General features: G+C 70.2%; 13 protein-coding genes. 6 read left to right on the top strand and 7 right to left on the bottom strand.

Annotated elements, in window-relative coordinates; all coding sequences use genetic code 11:
* Positions 1 to 49: 49 nt before the first annotated feature.
* Both GZ64_RS0106940 and GZ64_RS0106945 read right to left on the bottom strand, forming a co-directional pair.
* Entirely contained in the window at positions 50 to 685 is a 636-nt protein-coding gene (locus GZ64_RS0106940; protein WP_021200205.1) for an NADPH-dependent F420 reductase, read from the bottom strand.
* Between the two features lie 32 nt (positions 686 to 717).
* Positions 718 to 1,098, bottom strand: coding sequence for a YybH family protein (locus GZ64_RS0106945; protein WP_036331160.1), 381 nt, complete (start codon positions 1,096 to 1,098; stop codon positions 718 to 720).
* Positions 1,099 to 1,192: 94 nt separating this feature from the next.
* On the opposite strand from GZ64_RS0106945, the gene GZ64_RS0106950 reads away from it, so the two are divergent.
* On the top strand, positions 1,193 to 1,891 hold the full coding sequence (locus tag GZ64_RS0106950) for an alpha/beta hydrolase (protein ID WP_029258857.1): 699 nt from the start codon (positions 1,193 to 1,195) through the stop codon (positions 1,889 to 1,891).
* Between the two features lie 50 nt (positions 1,892 to 1,941).
* On the opposite strand, the gene GZ64_RS0106955 is transcribed toward GZ64_RS0106950, so the two are convergent.
* Positions 1,942 to 2,481 carry a hypothetical protein gene (locus tag GZ64_RS0106955; RefSeq protein ID WP_029265613.1) on the bottom strand — a complete coding sequence of 180 codons (540 nt, stop codon included), beginning with the start codon at positions 2,479 to 2,481 and terminating at the stop codon, positions 1,942 to 1,944.
* 37 nt (positions 2,482 to 2,518) lie between these two features.
* Positions 2,519 to 3,652: an MFS transporter gene (locus tag GZ64_RS0106960; RefSeq protein ID WP_029265614.1), complete on the bottom strand. Its 1,134-nt coding sequence runs from the start codon at positions 3,650 to 3,652 to the stop codon at positions 2,519 to 2,521.
* Positions 3,653 to 3,834: 182 nt separating this feature from the next.
* Here GZ64_RS0106960 and GZ64_RS0106965 point away from each other — a divergent pair, with 182 nt between their 5' ends.
* The 5 genes from GZ64_RS0106965 to GZ64_RS0106985 all read left to right on the top strand — a co-directional run bounded on the left by GZ64_RS0106965 (position 3,835) and on the right by GZ64_RS0106985 (position 10,765).
* Positions 3,835 to 4,572 (top strand): SGNH/GDSL hydrolase family protein, encoded by a 738-nt coding sequence (locus tag GZ64_RS0106965; RefSeq protein WP_029265615.1) that lies wholly within the window; start codon positions 3,835 to 3,837, stop codon positions 4,570 to 4,572.
* 102 nt (positions 4,573 to 4,674) lie between these two features.
* A complete protein-coding gene (locus tag GZ64_RS0106970; RefSeq protein ID WP_029258853.1) occupies positions 4,675 to 5,415 on the top strand; it encodes a peptidase E in 741 nt (246 codons plus the stop codon).
* Complete coding sequence (locus GZ64_RS0106975; protein WP_021200189.1) at positions 5,412 to 6,767, top strand: anaerobic C4-dicarboxylate transporter family protein; 1,356 nt, start codon at positions 5,412 to 5,414, stop codon at positions 6,765 to 6,767. Before GZ64_RS0106970 ends, GZ64_RS0106975 begins: the two co-directional genes overlap by 4 nt.
* 20 nt (positions 6,768 to 6,787) lie before the next feature.
* A complete protein-coding gene (locus GZ64_RS0106980; protein ID WP_021200188.1) occupies positions 6,788 to 8,113 on the top strand; it encodes a threonine/serine ThrE exporter family protein in 1,326 nt (441 codons plus the stop codon).
* 174 nt (positions 8,114 to 8,287) lie between these two features.
* Positions 8,288 to 10,765 (top strand): LuxR C-terminal-related transcriptional regulator, encoded by a 2,478-nt coding sequence (locus GZ64_RS0106985; protein ID WP_029265616.1) that lies wholly within the window; start codon positions 8,288 to 8,290, stop codon positions 10,763 to 10,765.
* Positions 10,766 to 10,835: 70 nt separating this feature from the next.
* On the opposite strand, the gene GZ64_RS0106990 is transcribed toward GZ64_RS0106985, so the two are convergent.
* The 3 genes from GZ64_RS0106990 to GZ64_RS0107000 form a co-directional block, all read right to left on the bottom strand.
* Positions 10,836 to 16,049, bottom strand: coding sequence for a beta strand repeat-containing protein (locus GZ64_RS0106990; protein ID WP_029265617.1), 5,214 nt, complete (start codon positions 16,047 to 16,049; stop codon positions 10,836 to 10,838).
* Between the two features lie 251 nt (positions 16,050 to 16,300).
* The gene (locus GZ64_RS0106995) at positions 16,301 to 18,832 is read right to left on the bottom strand and encodes an ABC transporter permease (protein WP_036331163.1); all 2,532 of its coding nucleotides are present in this window, start codon (positions 18,830 to 18,832) and stop codon (positions 16,301 to 16,303) included.
* Positions 18,832 to 19,599 carry an ABC transporter ATP-binding protein gene (locus tag GZ64_RS0107000; RefSeq protein WP_029258848.1) on the bottom strand — a complete coding sequence of 256 codons (768 nt, stop codon included), beginning with the start codon at positions 19,597 to 19,599 and terminating at the stop codon, positions 18,832 to 18,834. Before GZ64_RS0107000 ends, GZ64_RS0106995 begins: the two co-directional genes overlap by 1 nt.
* Between the last annotated feature and the right edge of the window lie 45 nt (positions 19,600 to 19,644).

Below are 19,644 nucleotides of genomic sequence, written 5' to 3' on the forward strand. Positions count from 1 at the left end.
GCTCTTCGTGCGGTTGCAGTTCGTGCGGTTGCGGGTTCGGGAAGATCCATCACAGGGCGGCGCGGGCCTCCTCCGCGGTGACGGTCCGGCCGAGCCCACCGATCTCGTGCAGTTCGCCGTACACCTCGATGCGCACGGACTGGTCGAGTCCGCCGACGTTCACGGGTGCGAAACCGGCGGAGCGGATCAGCGAGGCGACGGCCTCCCCTGCCGCACCGTCGTCGGTCGCATAGAGGAGTGCGATCGCAGGATCCTGCCGAGCGCTCACCTTCATCGACTCCGCGCCCAGCGTTCCGAAGGCCTTCACGAGGGATGCTCCGGCGGGGAGCTTCTGGGCCAGGATCTGGCCCGAGGACTCCTCGGGCGCGAGGATCTTCACGTATCCGCCGTTCCCGTCCGGGCCGAGCGGATTGGAGGGATCGACGACGATCTTGCCGTCGAGAGCGTCGCGGTTCTCGTCGATCAGCTTCTTCGACACGTCGAACCAGACGGCGAGGATGACGATGTCGGCAGCGGCGATCGCGGCGGGCACCTCGGCCGCACGCGCACTTCCGCCGACCGCGGCGGCGAGCGACGCCGCCTTCTCCAGGTCGCTGCCGGCGATGATCAGGTCCTCTCCCCCGTCCGCGAGGTCCTGGGCGATGATGCTGCCGATCTTTCCGGTTCCGATGATGGCGGTGGTCATGGTGATCTCCTGTAGGTCTTGTGCGGTCGGTGCTATGCGGACTTGTTGAACATGTAGCGGCTGATCTTGCATCGGCCGTCTTCGACGGCGAAGGTGAACAGCTCGCGATTCGACTCCGGCGTGGTGGTCGACGTGGCGCGGACGGTCTGGGTTCCGTTGCTGCGGGTCAGCGCGGCGGCTGCGGTGTCGCTGAACACGGTCACCTCGTCGATCGTGAACACCACCGCGAGGTGGATCGCCGCGAACACGGCGTCGTAGGCCTGTGTGAGCTCCGGGCCCACGGCCGTGGGCAGCGTCGTCGGCATGAATACGCCGTCTTGCGTGTAACATGACACGGCAAGCGCGGTGTCATCGGTATTGAGTGCCCGCTCGTAGGTGGCGAGCAGCTCGCGGATATCTTCTTCGGCTGACATGGTGTCCCTCTCGGTTCCTGCGATGCCTAGATTAGTTTCCGTGGAAAGTATATGGTCGGAGTACGGTAACCGATCCCACGCAGGAGGTATTCCCATGACCACGAAACCGACGATCATCCTCGTTCACGGATTCTGGGGCGGCGCCGCCCACTGGGCGAAAGTCATCGTCGAACTGCGGCGGCGCGGGTACGAATCGATCCAGGCGGTCGAGAACCCGCTCACCTCGCTCGCCGACGACGCGGAGCGCACGCGCACGATGATCCGGCAGGTCGACGGCCCTGTCCTCCTGGTCGGGCACTCCTACGGCGGGGCGGTCATCACCGAGGCAGGAGACCTGCCCAACGTCGTCGGACTCGTCTATGTCGCGGCCTTCGCTCCGGATGCGGGCGAGAACCCCGGGCAGATCAGCGCGGAGCACCCGCCCGCAGCGTTCGAGAACATCGCGCCGGACAGCGACGGCTACCTCTGGGTCGCCCAGGACAAGTTCCAGGAGAGCTTCTGCCAGGATCTGACGGACGATGAGGCGCTCGTGATGGCCGTCACCCAGAAGGCGCCGCTCGCCTCCACGTTCGGCGACGACGTCACCGCACCAGCCTGGAAGGTCAAGCCCACCTGGTACCAGGTGTCGACCCAGGACCGCATGATCCACCCCGACAACGAGCGGCGCATGGCGGCGCGGATGTCACCGCGCAAGATCGTGGAACTGGATGCCAGCCATGCCTCGCTGGCCTCGCACCCCGCCGCGATCTGCGATCTGATCGACGACGCGACAACCGCCATCGCCGGCGCCTGACCCCCGATCGACCGTCGGATGCCGCGGGCCCACGCCGCGGCGTCCGACGGTCACTTCTCGTCGGGGCCGCTGATGTGGTCGAGCAGCTCGTCGAGCGTCTCGAAATCGATGCTCTCGGAACCGTCGAGCTCTCGCACCTCGACCCCGTCGACGTCGAGCTGGTCGTCGAGCTGCACGAGGATGCGCGACTCGGGGAACTGCTTCGGCGCGACGAAGGCGAGCAGCACGGCGTCGGCGAACACCACGACCGAGGTCGCCTCGAGGTCGTCTCGCAGATCGATCTGCTCGACCACGGACTCGTCATCCACCGCATCATCGATGTCGGTCGCCACCTCGTCGATCACCGCGCGCCAACGGGATTCCCCGACGGAGAGGATGCGCGAAACGGCCGCGATCAGCACATCGAGATCGACGTCGTCGCCGTGTTCGTCATCGTCGTCGAGCTCCGGGTCGATGTTGACGTTGACCACGGTTCCCGCCGCGTCGATGCTCGCCCTTCCGTAGACGAGGCCGTTCTCGGCGATGGGATCTTCGAGCAGCCCGCTCTCGACGATGCGGGCCAGGAGGGAATCGAGCGCAGGCGAGGTCATGCCTCCAGTCTTTCGCATCGCCCGGGTTCCCGGGCGGTCATCGCGCGCGAAGGAGGGGAGCGAGGAGCACACCGACGGCCGCCAGAGCGGCAGCCGCGACGAGCACCCCGGGCGCTCCGGCCTGCGCGTAGGCGAAGCCGGCAGCCACGGGACCGACGAACGCCCCCAGGTTCAGCGCTGCCGTGGCATAGGCGCCGCCGAGGACCGGGGCACCCGACGCCTGCCCGACGATGCGGGCGATCAGGGCCGAGCCCACGGCGAACGACAGCATGCCCCCGACCGCGGCGCCGAAGAACACCCCCGGCACGGAATCGACGGACAGGGCGAAGACGCTCCAGGCCGTGGCCGTCACCGCGGCACCCCCCACGATCCAGCCCCGCTCGAAGCGGGCCGCCCATCGGCCGGTCGCGGAGACACCCACGAAGGCTCCCACCCCGAAGGCGGCGAGCAGCAGGGGGATCCCGGTCTCCTCCACCCCGGCATCGGCACCGATCACAGCGAGGAATGTGAAGACGCCGAAGGTCGCGGCGTTCACGATCACCGCGAGCACCACGGCGACGACCACCGGGCGACGCCTCAGTTCCCCGAGCTCTGCACGCACGGCGATCCTCGGCGAACGCGGCACCGCGACGAGAGTGCGGTCCCGCAGCAGGGCGACCACAGCGGGCAGGCACAGCAGCGCGACGGCCCAGAAGGTCGAGCGCCAGCCGTACGCATTCGCGAGCGCCGCACCGGCGGGGACGCCGACGATCGTGGCCAGGGTCGTGCCCGAGAGGAGGACGGCGACGGCGCGCGTCACCGTCGCCGGATCGACGACGGCCCGGACCGTCGCCAGAGCGATCGCGAGGAATCCCGCGTTCGCCAGGGCAGCGAGCACGCGCGTCGCGAGCAGCAGCCAGAAGGAGGACGCGAGCGCGCCGACGAGGTGCGCGGCGATGAAGACCACCAGCAGCAGCACGAGAGCGCGCCGCGGAGCCCAACGGCTGGCGAAGACCGCCATGGTCGGGGCGCCGATCACCATGCCGACCGCGAAGGCCGAGGTCAGCAGGGCCGCCGTCGACGGATCGACATCGAGATCGACGGAGAGGGGGAGGAGGAGGCCGGCGAGCATGAACTCGCTGGTGCCCTGGGCGAAGATCGCCAGAGCCAGGACGGGGACGAGCAGGGGCATGGAGCATCCAGACACGAAGACGCCGCTCGAATCGCACAGCGCGATGAACAGCGGGTGAGAAGGGTCGACAGCGGATGCGGGGAGCGCGCGGAAGGCGCTCGACCCGCGATCTACGGTCTGTCGGACTCAGGGCTCACGGTCCCAACCTAGCCGATGCCGAAGCGGCCGATAGGCTCGGTGCCGTGTCGAACGCCGAATCCTCCGTCTCCGCATCCGCCGCCTCCGACCTCCGCCGCATCGCTGCGGCCCTCGCGGATCCGGAGCCGCTGAACTGGGTCATCACGGGCGACTCGATCACCCACGGGCTGGTGCACACACAGGGCGGGCGCAGCTACCCGGAGCACCTGCACGAGCTGATCCGCGGCGAACTGGAGCGCGTGCGCGACGTCGTGCTGAACACCGCGATCAGCGGCAACCGCATCGTCGACCTCCTCGGCGACTGGGACCGTCGCGTCGCGTCGTGGCACCCCGACGTCGTCACGCTCATGATCGGAACGAACGACGCCTCCGACGGTGGACCGCGCGAGGTCATCACGGCGGACGACTACGCCGCGTCGCTGCGGGAGTTCGTCGAGCGGGTGCGCGGGTTCGGGGCGATCCCGGTCCTGCAGACCCCGCCCGCGATCGACACCCGCAACGCCCCGGAGCGGGCGCGCATCGGCGAGTTCGCCGATGCCGTGCGGCACGTCGCCGCGAGCGAGGACGTGATCGTGGTCGACCAGTACGCCCGCTTCGCCGATATCGGCGCCGGTGGCATCCCGTGGGGGCTCATGAACGATCCGTTCCACCCGAACACCGAAGGGCATGCGGCCCTCGCGCTCGAACTCGCGCACGTGATCGGCATCCGCCCCGACGGGCCCCGCGCGCGCACCTTCGCCCTGCTCGAAGGAATGGTCGCGACCGCCCGGCTGAACGGCTAGACCGCTCGGACGCCCTCACCCTCGGTGGACGAAAGGCCTCTGGACGCCGCCGCAGGCCCCCGCTAGGTTGAGCGCATTCGCAGTCGTCGGAGAGGTGGGGGCATGTCTCACGTGGTGGCAACAGGGGCCGGGAAGGCCATGATGGAGCGTCGGAACGACCCGACGCACGATTACATCCTCGAGCTCACCGGCAAGGAGCGACCCCGCGTCCTCTTCGTCGGCACGGCCACGGGTGACGACAGCGCGTACATCGTGAGCTTCTACTCCACCTACGACTCCGACAGGTGCGCGCCACACCACCTGCCGCTCTTCCACCGCGCGGTCGACGACCTCGCCGGCTTCGTCAAGGGCTTCGACGTGATCCACGTCGGCGGCGGCAACACCGCGAACATGCTCGACGTGTGGAAGCGGCAGGGCCTCGACGAGATCATGCGCGAGATGTGGGAGGACCCCGACTCGAACGTGGTGTTCACCGGAGGCAGCGCCGGGGGCATCTGCTGGTTCGAAGGCGGCACCACCGACAGCTACGGCCCCACCCTGCAGGTCCTTCCCGAGGGACTCGGGTTCCTGCACGGCAGCTTCTGCCCGCACTACGACGCCGAGGACCAGCGCCGTCCGCTGTTCCACGCCTCTCTGCTGAGCGGCGAGCTCTCCACCGGGTACGCGGTCGGCAACCTCCAGTCCCTGCACTTCGAGAACTCCACCTTCGTGACCGCGGTCAGCCCCGTGGAGGACGCCCTCGCGCTGCGCGTCGAGGCCATCGACGGCAAGATCGTCGAGACCGAACTCCCCACGACGGTGCTCGCCGGGAACGCCCCGATCGTGAAGGGACCGTCGTCATGAACGACAACGTGTGGATCCTCGTCGCCGAGCTGATCGTCGTCATCGGCGCCATCTACATGGGCACCCGCACGAGCGGGATCGGGCTCGGCGTGTGGGGGCTGGTCGGCGTGGCCGTCCTCATCTTCTTCTTCGGCGAGGCGCCGGGCAATGCGCCGGTCGATGCGGTCTTCATCGTCATCACCGTCATCACCGCCGCATCGACCATGCAAGCCGCCGGCGGCATCGACTGGATGGTGTCGGTCGCGGCGAAGGTGATCAGACGCAGGCCGAGATCCGTGGTCTTCCTCGCCCCGGCGATGTCGTTCCTCTTCACGGTGGGCGCCGGAACGGGGAACATCTTCTACCCGTTGCTGCCCGTCATCTACGACGTCTCGTATCAGCAGAAGATCCGTCCGGAGCGGGCGCTCTCGGTCTCCGCCGTCGCCTCGCAGGTCGGCATCCTGTGCTCCCCCGTCTCCGCAGCCACCGCCTCGATGGTGGTGCTGCTCGCCCCTCAGGGAGTCGACCTCGGCGGGCTGCTGCTCATCATGTGGCCGGCCTCGATCGTCGGGCTCTTCGTCGCCGCACTCGTCATGATGCGTCACGGCAAGGACCTGGAGGACGACCCCGAGTTCCAGAGGCGCCTGGCCGACCACCAGATCAAGCCGCCGGAGACCGACGCCCACGAGAAGAAGCTGCCGTCGACCGCCGTCCTCTCCGCCTCGTTGTTCCTGGCCGGCGTCGGCGTGATCGTGCTCTTCGGCCTGTTCGAGAATCTGCGTCCGGTCATCGGCACCGACGACGCCGGCGACCCGGTTCGACTCAGCGTCACCGTGATCATCGAGGTCGTGATGGGCATCATCGCCGCCCTGATCTTCGTCTTCTGCAAGGTGAAGGCGGCCGACGTGCCCAAGCAGCCCACGTTCCCCGCCGGCATCGTCGGCGCCATCGCGCTCTTCGGCATCGCCTGGCTGGCGAACACGTTCGTCGCCGCGAACCAGACCCTCATCGTCGACGGACTCGGCTCGGTGGTCTCCGGGTCTTCGGCTTTCCTCGGTGCGCTGCTGTTCGCGCTGGCGCTGTTCGCAGTCGCGATGCTCACGACCAGCCAGTCGAGCGCCACGAACGCGATCGTGCCGATCGGCATCACGATCGGCCTGCCCGCCTCGCTCCTGGTGGGGCTCTGGCCGGCGGCGATGGGCATCTACACGCTGCCGGCCAACGGCAGCCAGGTCGCGACCGTGGCGTTCGACCAGACGGGAACCACCAAGATGGGCAAGTTCGTCTTCGACCACTCGTTCCAACTGCCGAACCTCATCTACGTGGCCGTGGCGATCATCGTGGGCGTGCCGCTCTCGTTCCTGTTCACGTGAGCTGAGCGGTCGTCCACGACATGACCGACGGCGTCGACCGGACCGCACTGCGACAGTTCCTGCTCGGGTTGGCGCAGGGCATGAACGCCTCGGCCGAATCGGTCGACCGCATCCGCGACACGATGACCGACGTCGCGAAGGCCTACGGCGGCGGTGACGCCGACTTCGTCGTCCTGCCGACGATCATCCTCGTCGAGACCGGGGAGTCGGAGGAAGCCCGCGTCGCGATCCGCTCCGCCACGAACGCCTCTTTCCGCTTCGATCAGATCGCCGCGCTGTACGAACTGATCGGCCAGGCGCGGACGGGGGCGATCCCGCCACTCGACGGCATCAGACGGCTGAACGAGATCGGAGCCATGCGCCCGCGGCTCGACTGGTTCACGCGCACCCTGGGTCACGCCATCCTCACCACCGGGCTCGCCCTGCTGCTCGCGCCGACCTGGCAGGGCGTGATCGTCGCGTTCGTGCTCGGCTTCGGTATCGGGCTGCTCAAGCTGGTGCGGTCGCCGACGCTCCAGCTGATCCTGCCCATCGCCGCCGCGTTCGTGTGTGCGGCGGCGGTCTTCCTCCTGGCCGAGGTGATCGAGATCGGCGATCCGATCCGTCTTCTCATCGCGCCGCTGGTGACGTTCCTCCCCGGCGGCGTGCTGACCACGGCGACGGTCGAGCTGGCGGCCGGACAGATGATCTCCGGCGCCTCCCGCCTGGTCTACGGCTTCGTGCAGCTGGCCCTCCTGGCTTTCGGCATCCTCGCCGCCGGCACCGTGGTGGGAGTGGAGTCGCGATCGTACGAACCGTTGGAGGCCACCTCCCCCCTGCCGTGGTGGGTGGCGATCATCGGAATCCTCGTCTTCGCGCTCGGCAACTATCTGCATTTCTCGGCGCCGCCCTCGACCTTCGGCTGGGTACTGATCGCCCTGGTCGTCGCGTATTCGGGGCAGTGGGCAGGCAACGAGTTCGTCGGCCCCACGGTCGGAGGTTTCGTCGGCGCGCTCGTGATGACCCCCGTCGTCTTCTGGATCGCGGGGCTCCGGCACGGGGCGCCGTCGCAGCTCACGTTCCTGCCGGCGTTCTGGCTGCTCGTCCCCGGAGCGGCCGGTCTGGTCGGACTCACCGAGGCGGTCGCCACCGACGGCGGACTCACCGACTTCGTCGCGGCCCTCGTCTCGGTCATGTCGATCGCCCTCGGTGTGCTCATCGGCACCGCGCTGTACCGCGTCGTGCATCATGGTGCGGAAGAGATCGTGCAGTTCGCCGTGGCCCTGCCCGCGCCCGACGAGACCACGTCGACTCCGAGATTCTGGTCACGGCTCACGGCTCCGTGGCGTCGGTCGGCCGACCGCTGACGCGACCGGACGGCGCAGAGTCCGGCATCCCTCCCCCGGGTATCACCGGCACTCCCTCCCCTTGGCTTGCCCCTCTGGCTTGCCCCTCTGAGATTTCGGAATATCGTAGGGGTGGGGACCTGGGGAGGTACGGTGTCGGCATTTGTCGCGCAGGGGGACGGACACATACCGCGAGTGTCGGCGCACGCCATCAGTCGTCCACGACTGATCGCCGCGCTCGAGACCGAGACGCCGTTGACGCTGGTCCGGTCGGCATCGGGGTCGGGCAAGACCACCGCGCTCGTCGATTGGGCGGCCGCGACCACCTCACGTGTCGTGTGGATCACCGTGACGCCTTCCATCGCGACCGGCGACGCCCTCGCCCGCGCGCTGCTGCGGGTACTGCCGGGCACGGCTCCCGCGCACTCCGCCGCCGCGGAAGACGGCTGGGCCGCCGTGACCTCGCGTCTGTGCGACGTGGACGGTCCACTGGTCGTGGTGCTCGATGATGCGGCCGCCATCGACCGCGAGGGCGTGTTCGCACTGTGTCGAGCCGTCGCCACCACCCCGCTGACCCGCCTGATCGTCGCCACGAACCGCCCCAGCCCCTTCGACAGCGAGGGCCTCGACCTCGTGATCGACACGACGCTCCTGGCCCCCGAAGAGCTCATGTTCGACGCCGAGGAGATCCGCCGGGCGCTCGACGTCGACGAAGACACGGCCATCGCCACGCGCGAAGCGACGGGAGGGTTCCCCGCTCTCATCCGTGCGCTGGCCCTCCGGGGCGCCGGAACGGACGCGGTGTCGTTGCGCGCCGCCGCCACCGTGATCGAGGACTACCTGCAGGATCGGCTCGCCGAATGCGCCTTCGATCGGCAGACCCTGCAGGGCCTGTTGCGGATCAGCGTCACGGAGTCGGTCGACGTTCCGCTCGCGGTGGCGCTGACGGGTGACGCCGAGATCCCCAGAGCCCTGGACCAGGCCGAGACGTTCGGCTTCGGTCGCTGGGCCGCCGACGGGCGCAGCGCCTTCGCCCTGACGCCGCTCACGCGAGGCATGCTGCGCCGCGAGCTCCGCCGGGTCGCTCCGCACGAGATCCCCCAGCTGCGGCGCGTCGCGGCAGAAGGTGCGGTGCGCCGCGACCTCCCGCTCGAGGGACTCCGCCTCGCCCTGGAGGACGACGACCTGCGCCTCGCGACGCACGTCACGATGTCGGGATGGAACCGGCTGCTCCACCGTGACCGGAATGCGGTGGTCGAGCTGCTCGGGGACGTGCCCGTGGCGCGGCTCAAGCGGGAGCCCCTCGTGGCCATGCTGCTCGGGATGTGCCTCAAACCCAACCGGCTCCGACGCCAGCGCGGGCTCCAGCTGCTGCGCATGGCGGTGGCGGCGGCGAACGCCCGCCGCACGACGCTCTCGGCCACGGAGCGGATCTTCATCTGGGCGGCCGAGAGCGCGTCGCTGCGAGCCATCGGTCGACCGGAGCGGGCGGCCCAGGTGGCGGCGCGCGCACTGGCGCTGTTCCACGAGACCCCCGAATCGCAGTGGCAGCAGTACGCCCGCGACATGCCGCTGCTGTGCACCCATCTGGGCATCTCGCTCTATTACGGCGGAGAGCAGGAGGAGGCCATCCGGCTGTGGGAGGAGGCCACCGCCCTGGCCGCGGCGCACGGGAGCACCAACGCCTTCCACGGGATATGCCTCCTCGCCGGGGTCCACGCCCTGAACGGGGATCTGCCGGAGGCGCGTCATTATGTCGGTCTCATCCGCGACGGCGAATGGGACCCGGTGCTCCTCGACAGCTATCGGGGCACCTACTACCGGGTGGCCGAGGCGATGCTCGCGGTCGAGGACGGCGACATCGCCGCGGCGAAGCGGCACATCCGCTTCTTCGAACCGTACCGGGCGACGAGCGAGCACTGGACGACGATGGCCTCCGTGGAGGCATGGATCGCTCTGCACGAGGGTGAGGCCGCTGCCGGACTGGAGCGCCTGGAGTCGTTCGTCCGTCTCCGGGGAAAGGAGGCGAATGCACCTCACGTGCGCCACGCCCTGTCGCGCCCGAGGACGCTCCTGCACCTCGCCCTCGGTGATGTGAGCACCGCCAGGAACATCGTGCAGCGGGATACGCTTCCCGACCGTTTCGGCACGGTCCTCAAACGGGCGCGTCTGGCACTCGTCGACGGCAGGACCGCCGACGTGGTCCGGCTTCTGGGGCAGACCCGCCTGCGCCCCTCCACCGCCCGAGAGCGCGCCGAAGCAGCGGCCGTGCACAGCGCCGCGCTGCACCGGGTGTCCGCTGCGGCCGCGCAGCCGTCGAGCGAGGCCCTGAACGCCCAGCTCACCGACCGGGGACTCACCACCCCGCTCGTGCTCCTGGGCGCCGAGGACTTCGGCGCCGTGCGATCCGATCTCGACCCCACCGGTCGGGCGACCTTCCCGCTGCGATCGGCGCTGCCGTCGTTCGCGACCCGGCCACGACTGTCATCCCGCGAGCAGATCGTGCTGCGCGCCCTGACGTCGGGAGCGCCGCTGCCGGCGATCGCCGACGAGCTCCGCGTCTCGCAGAACACGCTCAAGACCCAGCTCCGCAGCATCTATCGCAAGCTCGGCGCGCACAACCGCGCCGAGGCGATGGAGCAGGCGGCGCGCCACGGCCTGCTCGCGGAGTGACCCGCGGTCTCGCGGGAACGCGGAAGGCCTCGTCCGTCGCATGCGACGGACGAGGCCTTTCCCGTGTCCGCTAGACCTGCGCCCGGCGACGACGCACGATCAGCAGCACGGCACCGCCGAGAAGCAGCGCGATCGCGAGAGCCAGCACCCACGGGGCCAGCAGGCCGCCGGTGAGAGCGAGCGGCGTGAGCACCGGGTTCTCGGTCACGCTCGTCGGCGGAGTGATCGTCTCGCCACCGGGAGGCGTGGCCGTCCCCACGGCCACGTTGCGCAGATTCGCTCCGGCGGCGTCGGCGTGCACGGTCACGGAGTACGTGATCGTGACGCTCTCGCCCTCGGCGAGGCTGCCGGACCAGCGCAACTGCGTGCCTTCCACCGTGGGAGCGGCCACCGTGCGTGCGGATGCCGTGCCGTCGCCCACGACGGCGGTCGCGCCGGCGCGGAGGTCGGCGTGCCGCAGCACTCCGGAGAGATCATCCGTGATGACGACCTCGTCGAGGCCCGTCTCGCCGGTGTTCGTGCCGACGAGCGTGTACGTGACGACGCTTCCCGTGGCGACGGCCGTACCGGTTCCGGGATCGGCGGTCTTGACGAACGCGAAGCCGGGGGTGCCGACAGGGTTCTCCGTCGTGACGGGCGGAGGCGTGATCACCGCACCACCCGGCGGGGTGGCGGTACCGGAGACCGTGTTCGCGATCGTCGCACCGCCCGCGTCGCCGTTCACGGTGACCGAGTACGTGATCGTGACGCGCTGGCCCACGGCGAGAGCGCCCGTCCAGGTGAGCGCGTCGCCGTCCACGACAGGAGCCGGGGCTGACCCGTCGACCACCGTCGCGGTGGCGTCGCCGTTGTAGGCGGCGTGGGCGAGCACGCCCGACAGGTCGTCGCTGATGCTCACAGGCGCCAGTGCGGTCTCACCGGTGTTCACGCCGGTCACCGTGTAGGTGATGACGCTGCCGGGGTCGACTCGGGTTCCCGAGGAGGGGTCGGCCGACTTGCGCACCTCGAAGCCGGGCTCGTTCACCGGATGCTCCGTCGTCGCGGGAGGCGTCTCGATCGGCGGCACACCTCCCGGCGGGGTCGCCGAGCCCGAGACCGAATTCGCGAGAACCGTTCCCCCGGCGTCGGCCTGCACGGTCACGGAGTACGTGATCGTGACGGTCGCACCGACGGGGAGGACACCATCCCACGACAGCCGGTCACCGGTCACCACAGGGGCGGTCGCCGCGGTGGTGCCGATCCTGGCGGTCGCGTCGCCGTTGTAGTCGGCGTGCGAGACCACTCCCGAGAGGTCGTCGACGATCGTGACCGGGTCGAGGATCGTCTCGCCGGTGTTCACGCCGGTCACCGTGTAGGTGATGACACTGCCGGGGTCGACCGCGGTGCCCGCCGCCGGATCGGCGCTCTTCGACACCGAGAATCCGGGCACGTTGACGACGTTCGTCGTGATGCCGGGCGGCGGGGTGATGACCGATCCCCCCGGAGGGGTCGCGGTCGCGGTCGCACTGTTCTCGAGCACGGACCCCACGCCGTCCGCCCCGACCGTGACGGAGTACGTGACGGTGACGGTCTGGCCGACCGCGAGAGCGCCCGACCAGCGGAGCTTCGCTCCGGCGACGGACACCGCACCGGCGGGCTGCCCGCCGATCACGGCCACGGCATCGGAGTTGTACGACGCGTACGGCAGCACCTTCGACAGGTCATCCGTGATCTCGACCGGGTCGAGGGCGGTCTGGCCGGTGTTGACGGCCGTCAGCGTATAGGTGAGCACGTCACCGGGGTCCACGGCGGTGCCCGGTGCCGGATCGGCCGTCTTGGCGAACGTGAAGCCGGGTGCGTTGACCGGGTGCTCCGTCGTCGAGGGCGGCGGGGTGATCGGCGTGCCCGGGGTCGTCGGGCTGTCGGGGTCGCTCGGGTCCGTCGGGATCAGCGGAGTCGCCGTGCCCGTCGCCGTGTTGGCGACCGTCTCGCCACCGGCGGTCGGATCGACCGTCACCGAGTAGACGATGACGACGTCCTGACCCGGGCGCAGCATTCCGCTCCAGGACAGAGCCCCGCGAGCCACGCTCACGTCCCCGCGGGTGGCGGTCACGTCGTCGTTGTAAGACGCGTGAGCCAGCGCACCGCGCAGGTCGTCGGCGATCGAGGCCGGGTCGAGCACGGTGTCACCCGTGTTGGTGCCGGTGACCGTGTAGGTGATGACGCTGCCGGGATCGACGCGCGTCCCGGTGACGGGATCGGCCGACTTGGTCACCGTGAATCCGGGGGTGGCGACCGGGTGCTCCGTCGTCGACGGGGGCGTCGTCACCGGGGTTCCCGGTGTGGTCGGGCTGCCCGGGTCCGTCGGGTCGACCGGAATGAGGGGTGTGCCCTCACCGGTGACGGTGTTGCGCAGCAGCACACCGGTGGCATCCTCGTCGACCGTGACCGTGTAGGTGATCTCGACCCGAGCGCCGGGAGCGAGTGTCCCGTTCCAGGTCAGGGTGGTGCCGTCGAGGGCGATCGCGCCGGTCGAAGCGGTCGCGTCGTCACCGTACCGGGCGTGCGCGAGCACGGCCGACAGGTCGTCGACGATCGTCGCCGGATCGAGCGTCGTGTCGCCCGTGTTGACACCCGAGATCGTGTAGGTGATCGTGTCACCCGCACGCACGGCGGTACCGGAGGCCGGGTCAGCGGACTTCACGACCTCGAAGCCGGTGTCCACGACCGGGTGGTTCGTCTCCACCGCCGGCGGGACGATCGGCGTTCCCGGGGTCGAGGGACCGGCAGGGTCGGTCGGGTCGACGGGGATCTGCGGCGTGGCGGTGCCGGTGGCGACGTTGTGCAGCAGCGCCTTCCGGACACCCGCGTCGACGGTCACCGAGTAGCGGATCGTGACGGAGGCTCCGCGGGGCACCTCACCCGACCAGGTCAGCGTGCTGCCGGTGACGGTGACGGTGCCGCGGTCGGCGGTGACGTCGTCGTTGTAGCCGGCGTCGTCGAGCACACCCGAGAGGTCGTCGACGATGCGGGCCGGGTCGAGGTCGGTGTCACCGGTGTTGGTGCCGGTGATCGTGTACGTGACCGTGTCGCCGGCCGAGACCGCCGTGCCCGACGCGGGATCGGCGGACTTGCTGATCGTGAAGCCCGACCCGATGACCGGGTGCTCGGTGGTGACGGTCGGCGGGACGATCGGCTCGCCCGGCACCTCCGGCCCCTCGGGATCACCGGGCTTCGGCGTGGTCGGCGTCGCGGTGCCGGTGACGGAGTTCTTCAGGATCTCTCCCGAGGCGTCCGCATCCACGGTCACGGAGTACGTGATGGTCACAGCCTGCCCGGGGGCGAGCGCGCCGGTCCAGGCGAGGTCGTCACCGGTGATGGTGGCGGCGCCCGTGGTGAGGGGCGTGCCGGCGACCGAGGTCGCGATGTCGGAGTTGTAGGCGGCGTGCGCGAGCACACCGGACAGGTCGTCGGCGATCGACGCGGGGTTCAGCGTGGTCGCCCCCGTGTTGGTCCCGGTCACCGTGTACTCGATGACCTGGCCCGGCTCCACGACCGTTCCCGCTGCGGGGGTGGAGGTCTTGGCGACGGTGAAGCCCGCGACGGGGTGCTCGGTGGTCACGGGCGGGGTGACGGGCGGAGGGAGCGTGCCGGGCGGGGTGCCCGAGGCGGTGACGCTGTTGGCGATCCGCTCACCCTCGACGCCGGCGTCGACGATGACCGAGTAGGTCACGGTGAGCACCTGACCGGGCTCGAGCGCACCTGTCCAGGCGAGGTCGTCACCTGTGACGGTGGCGGCCCCAGACGCCACGGGCGTGCCGTCGATCTCGGTGACGACATCACCCTGGTACTCGGCGAACGCGAGCACGCCGGAGAGGTCGTCGTTCACCTGCACGGGGTCGAGGACCGTGTTCCCGGTGTTCTCGGCCTCCACCGTGTACGTGAGGCGCTGGCCGGCCTGCACGGCGAGGCCGTCGGCGGGGTCGGACGTCTTGCGCAGAGCGAGGCCGGGCACGAGTCGCACGTTCGTGAACGTGCACGTGACGTCGGTGCCGCGCGAGCCCGACGGCTGCGTCACCTCGCCCGAGGCGGTCACCGCCACCGGGGTCGTGGTCCCGTTGGGGTTCACCTGCACGCAGTCCAGCGACTCGGCGTACCGGGTGCGATCCGTCGTGCCGGATGCCGCCTCGGACAGGCGGAAGGTGTCGCCCTGGTTGGTGAAGATCGGGCCCGCGTAATCGGGCTGCAGGCCCGTGCGCTCTCCGCGCGTGGTGGCGTCGGTCTGCGCGACCTGGTAGCCGGCGGGCGACTGCACGCGCAGCGCGAACTGGTCGGTGGCCGAGTGGCGCCCCGCGGGGAGGTCCTTCTTCAGCGTGAGGGTGTTCGGGAAGGTGCAGCTGGACATGTCGGTGGGAGCGAAGGACCCGAGCGACGTGGTGTTGACGGTCTGCCCGCGGGGCAGGTCGACCTCGATGATGCGGTTTCCGCCACCGGACGCGGAGACGAAGATGTGCCCGAGGTTTCCGAACGCGATGCCGTTGCCCTGCACACCGGCACCCATGTCGTGCACCTGCTTGGCCTCGATGGTGGCCGTGCTCGGCGTGACCGTGGCGGGCAGGTCGGCGGAGTAGATGAAGTTGTCCGCGACCAGGACGAGCTGACCCGAGGCACTGAAGGCCATGTCGCCGTTGGCGCCGAACGCGCTGCTGCCGGCGGTCGGGCGGAGGGTTCCGACCTGCACGTAGGTCTGCGGCGTGAGGTTCTCCTCCCACGCGTAGATGTTGATCGCGCCGTTGATCGTGCCGCTGGCGAAGTAGTAGACGCCCGTGTCGGGGTGCACGGCGCCACGCAGCACCGACGAGTTGAGGGTGAACGACGTGCGCGTGGTGACATCGGTCACACGGTCGTGCTTGGCCAGCACCTTGCTTCCGGCGGCGTTGGTGACCGTGTAGGCGTACTGGCCGCTGGACGAGATGCCCAGGGCGTTGTTGGAGTGGTCGACGCCGAGGGTCGTGGCACCGAGCGTTCCCCCTTCGCCGGGGGCACCGCCCTGCTCGTTCACGACGAACTCGCGCACCTCGGTCGCGCTCTGCACGTACACCGCTCCGGGGGTGCAGAGGAACGGATCAGCCGCAGCTGCCGGCGCTGCCGTCAGCGTCCCGCCGATGAAGACCATCGACGAGGCGACGAGCGCCGTGCTCACGGCGCCGCCGATCAGCTTTCTCGCGCGGCCCCGCCAGCGGCTGCGCCGCTCGGACGGAAGGCCATCGGATGTGCGGTCCTTGCGGGCAACACGAAACGCCATGACTGTCTCCCCATTCATCGCTTCCCCGGCGCGCACTCGCGCACGGAAGCCCCCGCCCCCTCAGGCGACCGCCGAGCACCATTCGGGCATGGTGAACTCGGTCCGGGCCACCGCCAGCCTGCCCGTCGGCCGAGACGCGATCCTGCCGATCCCGGAGAATTCACCCCGTCTTTTCACCCCGTACGACGGCTTCCCCCGTTCCCGCGAAGAGGGGCGCACCGACGACTCCGGCGCGCCCCTCCGCAGCGTGGCTACTGCCGGGACCCGATCTCGTCGATGGGACGGGTGCGCATGGTCGCCGTGGTCCCGACCCACATCGCCACGAGCGCCAGCGCGCCCATCGCCCCGACGATCAGGAGCGATCCCAGCACGGGCAGCGCGGGGATCGGCTGCCCCGAGATGCCCATGCTCACGCCGATGAGCGGAGGGATCGCGACGACCACGCCGAACACCATCGCGATCACCGCCACGAGCACGGCCTCGATCCGCATCATCGAGCGCACCTGCCCGCGGGACGATCCGATCAGCTGCAGCAGAGCCAGCTCCCGTGAGCGCTCACCCGTCGCCATGACGAGCGTGTTCACCACGGCGATCGCGATGTAGCCGAGGATCACCAGCAGTGCGACGAGGTTCACCCACCCGTTCTGGGCGTGCGCTCCGGCCCCCGCGGCCTCCTGCCCCGATCCGTCGGTCACGAGCAGACCGCGCGCCTCCAGCGCGGCCCGGACCTCGCCGGTCGCCGCCTCGTCGACCGCCACGAGCGCGAAGGAATCGAGACCCGTCGTGGTGTGGGCTCTGACCTCTTCGGCGGCCATGGTGAGGTCGCCGAAGCCCAGACCCCGCTCGTACACCGCGACGACCGTGGCCTTCAGCGGCGAACCGTCTCCGAGGTGTCCGACGACCGTGCCGCCGATACCCAGCCCGAGCGTCTGCGCGGCATCCGTGCTCACCGCGACCGTCGCGATGCCGTCGAGGTCGGCGAGCGATCCTTCGCGCACGCGGAGATCGAGACTGTGCGCGATGTTCTCCGGGTCGACGCCCTGCAGCACATGCTCGGCACGCTCCAGCTTGCCCTCGAAATCGAACGAGTCCACCACCGCCGCGCTGAGTGCGACCCCCGACGCCTCGGTCACCCCCGGCATCTCGCGGATCACGTCGACCGCCTCCGGCGAGAGTCCCGACGGCGCGGCCACCCGCAGGTCGGCGATCACCCCGGCGCTGGCCTGGGTCGCCGCCTCCGCGGCGATGATCGACGGCGCCCCGATCTGCACGAGGCCCAGCCCGATGCCGAGAGCGACCGGCAGGATGGCCGACGCCAGCCGCCTGCTGTGCGCCGCGGCGTTCGCCGACGCGAGGAAGCCCGCACACGACGAGCGACGCAGCACGGTGCCGACCAGCCGGACGCTCAACGACACCAGCCACGGGCCGAGCACCGCGAGCGCGACGATCAGCAGCATTGCCGCACCGGCAGCCGCGCCGGCGGCGACCTGCCCGCGCACGACGAGCGGCACCGTCGAGACCGAGATCCCCGCGGCGGCGAGCACGATTCCGGTGATGATGCGCGGCAGACCGATGGCCGGAGCGCCCGTCGCCGATTCCCGCAGCGCTTCGACCGGATCGAGCTTCGCGACCCGGGCCGCCGCGATGCGCGCCGCACCCCAGGCCGAGGCCAGCACGAGCAGCACCGCGCCGACGGCGGGGAGAGGACCTGTGGCCAGGGCGAAGTCGCCGGGGATCACGCCACCGGATACGAAAGCCGCCTGCAGCACGGTCGACAGCAGGTATCCCGGCGCGATGCCGAGCAGCACCGCGACGGCCGAGACCCACAGCACCTCGCGGGCGACGAGCGCGTGCACCTGGGACGGACTCGCCCCGACGGCCCGCAGCAGCGCGTAATCACGGCGGCGCGACTGCACCGACAGCGACAGGGTGCCCGCCACGATGAACATCGCCACGAGGATGCAGGTGCCGACGAACGCGCTGCCGATGGCCACGAGCGTCGAACGCGCGGCGCCCGAGTCGAGGAACTCGACGTCGCCGCGGGCGTCTCCCGTGCGGGCGATCAGGTCGGGGAAGGCCTCGCGGATCGCACCGGCCGTCTGCTCGGGGTCGACGCCCGAGACGAACACGCCGAGTGCCTGCGCGGCCCCCTCGTGCGGGTCGAGCTGGTCGATGCGACGCTCGCTGAGGAACACGTGCGCTCCTCGCTCCGGCATCACCGGTGCCGCGACCTCGCCGACCACGCGGTACTCCGACGGGACGCCGCCGTGCGCGAGGACGACCCCGTCGCCCACGGCAAAACCGCTGCCCGCGGTGACGACGACCTCGTCGGCTGCCGCGGGCTCCTGACCCTCGCGCAGCTCGAAGCCGGTCAGCGCAGTGGAGGGCCACGGGTGCGCCTCGACCAGGACGGAACCGCCGGCACCGGCATCCGCACCGGCATCCTGCAGTGAGAGCGGAGTCGTGACGTCGGCCACGACGCGGTCGACTCCGGGAAGAGCGGCGATGTCGCGCGCTGCGTCGGCGGGCAGCGGCACGCGTTCCCGCAGGGGAACCGGCAGGTCTTCCGGCACATCGACCTGCTGCGGCGCACCGACCACCACGTCGACCGCGGCATAGCGTTCCGGCGCCAAGCCTCCGCGCATGCCGGATTCGACGAGGACTCCGAGGCCCGTCACCAGTGCACTCGCTACGAACACAGCGACCGCCACTCCCACGAAGCTCCCGCGGTGATGGCGAAGATCGGCACCGACGAGTCGGCTCAAGCCCAGCGTGCCCGACATCACCACTCCCCCAATGCGCTCATGCGGGCGTTGATCTGCGCGGGGTCGGCACCGTCGAGGTATCCCGCGAAGGCTCCATCGGCGAGGAAGATGGTGCGATCCGCGTGCGCGGCCACCACCGGGTCGTGCGTGACGACCACGACCGTCTGATCGAGCTCGCGCGCCGTGTGCGCGAGCAGGTCGAGAACCTGCTTGCCGGAGCGGGAATCGAGCGCGCCGGTCGGCTCGTCGCCGAACACCACATGCGGCCGGGTGATGAGCGCGCGGGCGATCGCCACCCGCTGCTGCTGGCCCCCGGAGAGCTCGGAGGGGCGACGACGACGGTACTCGGTGAGCCCCACGGCGTCGAGCAGGAAGTCGAGCCACGGCGCCTCGAGTCGACGGCCGCCGAGTCGCAGCGGCAGAGTGATGTTGTCTTCGACGTTCAGTGCGGGGAGCAGGTTGTACGCCTGGAACACGAAGCCCACGTGATCGCGGCGGAAGGCGGTGAGCTGGCGTGCCTTCAGCCCCGAGATCTCGGTTCCGCCGAGGTGCACGGTGCCACTGCTCGGCCGGTCGAGTCCTGCGGCGCTGTGCAGCAGGGTGCTCTTGCCCGAGCCCGAAGGGCCCATGATCGCGGTGAACGTGCCCTTCGCGATGGCGAGGTTCACGCCACGGAGGGCCGTGACGCGGCTGGCACCTGTGCCGTAGGTCTTGACGACGGACTGCAGCCGCAGTGCTTCGGAGGGCCGCGCGTCGACGGCCGGGGAGAGTGGGGTGAAGGTCATGATCCGACGCTAGGGACGGGGCGGACGGCATCCCATCCCGCCCGC

It is taken from the genome of Microbacterium sp. Cr-K32, from assembly GCF_000708345.1.
Lineage (GTDB): Bacteria > Actinomycetota > Actinomycetes > Actinomycetales > Microbacteriaceae > Microbacterium > Microbacterium maritypicum_A.